The sequence below is a fragment of the Clostridioides mangenotii TR genome, from assembly GCF_000498755.1.
In the GTDB taxonomy this organism is placed as follows: domain Bacteria; phylum Bacillota; class Clostridia; order Peptostreptococcales; family Peptostreptococcaceae; genus Metaclostridioides; species Metaclostridioides mangenotii_A.
This window is the reverse complement of record NZ_AXUS01000051.1, coordinates 1-3,828: the sequence shown is the minus strand read 5'-3', so window position 1 is coordinate 3,828 and position 3,828 is coordinate 1. Positions and strand designations below refer to the sequence as shown.

Here is a 3,828-nt window from a genome sequence, read left to right as displayed (position 1 = left end):
CATCTATTGATATATCATCTTCATAAACATCTATTATGGATAAAAGTAATCCATTTAACATTACCTTTGACTGATTTTTCATATTCATTAGAACTTCTAGAGTAACGATTGTTGAGTTCCCTGATTCATTTAACTCAATTACTTCTCCTGTCTTTTTGCAAATATAAAAAATTGCCCCATTTGATATATTCATTATTTCAACTTCTATGTTATGAGCGTTATTTCTCAATTCTTTTTTAGTAATTTTTCTCTTCTTTTTTGTTTCTTTGTCTTCTACAGGAATTATTTTTTCTTCCACTTTTTCTTCCTTTTTATTACTTGTTTTTTGTTTTGCCACAATCTTTCCCCCTTTTTAATTAAAAAGAGATGAGTCTCTTCATCTCCGGTTTATTATTAAGCTGTTATATCATAAACTCCACAATTAACTGCTTTAATAACACTTAAATTAGCTTTTCTTGAAAATAGATGTTCTATTTGTCTATCTTGTCTAGTTCCAAATTCTTTATCCTCATAAATATAAGGCTCTCCTTCAAACCCAAACATAATAGGTTTAACTCCGCTAGGCACAATAAGTAATTTATTATTGTCAAATCCCCATAAATTATCATTTTCGTTGTATGTATTTTTCATCTCAACGCAATCATTTCCGTTAAATAACTTTATATACCCATTATTACGCTTTTCTGTTGCATTAATATCAAGGAATTCTATTCCAGGTATTTTTGATAACGCATATTTAGATCCATAAATTGTTACCTTTTGTTGCGTCATTCCTTCTACTTTTGATATTAACTCTGTTAATTTATCAGCATCTATAGATCCACTAACTGTTAGATTAGAACCAACATCAGAATATGCTTCTGCGAAAGTTTTACCTATTAAATTAGTAACTTTATTTTCAAACGATCTTGCTACTTTATTAATTACTTTGACAAAATCTATTCTTCCTGCCATAAATTCATCAAAATCAGCATATACCTTTACTCCCAATTCAAAAGATGAAATTGGAGCTTTTCTATTTATTATCTTCTGTCTTAGTAAGTTGTTTGTCCCAGATGCTATTACTGCAACTTCGTAAAGTTCATCATCATCTACTTCAAACTCTAATGTATCTCCCAAAGCAGTGTCTCTATACTCACAGAACGGTGAATATGTATCCCTCATCAATGTAGCTGTTGTTATTGTCAGTAATTCTCCTAATATTGCATAAACATCCCATTGATTTTTCTTGAAACTATAATAATTCCATTCTCCGCCTACGGCCTCTTCTATTTTTTCTCTAAGCTTATCTTCGGCTTGTTTTACACTATATGTATCAACTTTACCATTATATAAATCTAATGATAACTTTTGTAAATCTGTTAATTTTGTTGTAGCCATTTTATTCCTCCTTATTTTTTTGCATAAAAATAACACCCTTTAAGGTGTCTTGTATTTTATAAAATCTCTATTTGTATTGAATCTTGCCCTGAATATTTTGTTAATCTTCTTACTTTTGCAACTGCTACTCCAGCATCAACTTCAGGTTGAAGCATTATTTTATAACTTGCATCTTTTAACTGCAATTTACTACCTACTACAAGGTCACCATCAAAGTGTGTTTTTGCTATTGTATAAACCTCACCTTTTTGTGGTATATATGCTCTACCTGCTGCTCCTAATGTTAGTTTGAAATCTCTTTCATCTAATCTTTCATCATGTTGCAACACTGAACACGCTAATATCGCCCATTCATTACCTTCAGTAAGTTTGTCAACCTCATAACATTCCCTTTCATTTGCAGCAAAACCTGTTACTCCTAAAAATGCTCCATTTTCTAACCCATCTTTTTCTTTATGTTTAACTGATATAGGATGTGGATTAGGCATTCTATCTAATCTTATTATTGTAGCCATTTTATTCCTCCTTATTTATATATGTAATTTACTCTAGAATTCCGCCATATGGGGTTCTTTTAGTTTCTTTTTGATCCATTATTTCAATTGAAATATCATTTGAATTATCAGTTGAAAAATTTTCTTTATTATTTTTTGATTCTATATACTTTATCCCTTGTAAAGCATACAGTTCCTTTTCAAAATCAGAAATAGATATTTCCCTATTTATAACTTTGTCTTTCAAGGGTTTAACTTCTTGTTCATCAAATGTAAATTTAGAGACTATTTCATCTACTTTTCCTTTATGGATCTCTTCATCTATTATTCCTTTAAATTCTCTTAAATTTATTAATTCAGATTCCATAACATTGAATTTATCACTTAACTTAGTAAATAATTCTTCAATACTTTCAGGAACAGATCCTATTATGTCTTTGAATTTTTCTAATGAGAACTCATCGTTACTTACTTCCTCTGGAACTTTTTCAGCTTTGATTTAGTTTTCATCAGTTTCATTTGCTTTCACTTCAGTTTCTTCCACTAAATTATCTATTTTTTTCTTCCTATTTTTACATCCTCTACAGTATCCAAATCTTCCTCCTCCTTTCTAAATTTGTATATTTCTCTGTAAATTTCCTCAAGATCTTGCTTATAAGTTTTCATTTCAGAATATTTACTTATTCTACATTTGTCGCCCATAGCTGGGATCTGATGATCTCCTAAACAAGTAACTCCTAGATATTTATATTTTGAGATTTGATATCGTTGAGAGGTCTCATTATATGCCCCTTCAGATACCTCAATCTCCATAGATACATTTTTAAATTCATTTTCAGAAATTAATTTATAAGCACCATTGCTATAGCATTTCCATATATATCCATCAACAACAAAATATTTATAACCATCTATAGTCTCATATCTAGGGTTACATGACTCAGGGATTAGCCCTATAGGCTTCTCTAAATACCTTGTTTCAATAGAAAAACCATCTGCATTATCTACAATTCTAGTTTCCATATTATGTTCATCAAAATCAGATGGATTATTAGTTTCATTATCTCTAAGCATAAATGCTAATATTGGAGTATTTTTAATACTCTTTTCAGCATCTATAATAGATTCTAATGAAAATTCGCTATTATTATAGTTGTCTTTATCATGCATCACTACAATTTTAACTTTCATTAAGTTGCTATCATCTTCTGATGAGTAATATCTTGCTTTACAATCTATTTTCTTTGTATCTTTCAGCTTTTATCACCACACTTTAACTTAAAAATTTAATTTATTAGTAAAAAAAATCTACCCTTTTCATTTTTAGAAAAAGTAGATACTTTACCCTGATTACTCTCAAAAACATAAACAGTCTTATTATTAAGTTTTTGATTTGTTATATAGTTAAAACCTCTGGATAATAAATAGGCCTTATCCTCTTCATTAAGTGCATATATTAGATTAATTAAAAATCACTCTCCTGATTTTCACCTGTTTGAGTATTCTTTTCATTTGTTTCTGAATTACTTGGTCTTCCTTTTCCTTTTTTACTTAGAGTATGTGATGTTTGCATAGGCATTAACGAATCTTCTAAACCTAACAACTTCTCATTTTTAGTTATATTCATAACCTGAAGAGGAGTAAATCCTTGAGTTGCTAGATATTTTTTTCTTGAACCATATAAGGATAAATTTTCTCTTTCGTCTTGAACAGCTTGTCTCTGATTGTATTCAGAAGTTTTTACAAATGTTATACCCCAATTTTTAGTTTCTTTTCGTTGATTAAGTTCATCATTTATCCAATTACAAATCATATCTTGTATTTTCAATGATATTAATATATCAACTACAGACCCTATTGCGATAGCCTCATTTGTACTTCTATTCCCATTAAACAATTCATTATTTATCCCAGATGAATCATATATTCCTTCTTTAATCTTGTTAATATAATC

Annotated in this window: 5 protein-coding genes and 1 pseudogene; all 6 read right to left on the bottom strand. The window is 29.1% G+C overall.

Annotated elements, in window-relative coordinates; genetic code table 11:
• The coding region (locus tag T473_RS0115110) for a hypothetical protein (RefSeq protein WP_024622596.1) at nt 1-337 on the bottom strand (337 nt) is incomplete at its 3' end.
• A gap of 56 nt (nt 338-393) precedes the next feature.
• Entirely contained in the window at nt 394-1,380 is a 987-nt protein-coding gene (locus T473_RS0115105) for a hypothetical protein (RefSeq protein WP_024620200.1), read from the bottom strand.
• 56 nt (nt 1,381-1,436) lie between these two features.
• Nucleotides 1,437-1,895 (bottom strand): hypothetical protein, encoded by a 459-nt coding sequence (locus tag T473_RS0115100; RefSeq protein ID WP_024620199.1) that lies wholly within the window; start codon nt 1,893-1,895, stop codon nt 1,437-1,439.
• A 28-nt stretch (nt 1,896-1,923) separates the two neighbouring features.
• Nucleotides 1,924-2,241 (bottom strand): hypothetical protein, encoded by a 318-nt coding sequence (locus T473_RS0115095; RefSeq protein WP_024622595.1) that lies wholly within the window; start codon nt 2,239-2,241, stop codon nt 1,924-1,926.
• Nucleotides 2,242-2,426: 185 nt separating this feature from the next.
• Nucleotides 2,427-3,065, bottom strand: coding sequence for a hypothetical protein (locus tag T473_RS0115090; protein ID WP_024622594.1), 639 nt, complete (start codon nt 3,063-3,065; stop codon nt 2,427-2,429).
• Between the two features lie 274 nt (nt 3,066-3,339).
• A pseudogene (locus tag T473_RS18690) lies at nt 3,340-3,828 on the bottom strand (hypothetical protein); the annotation flags it as partial.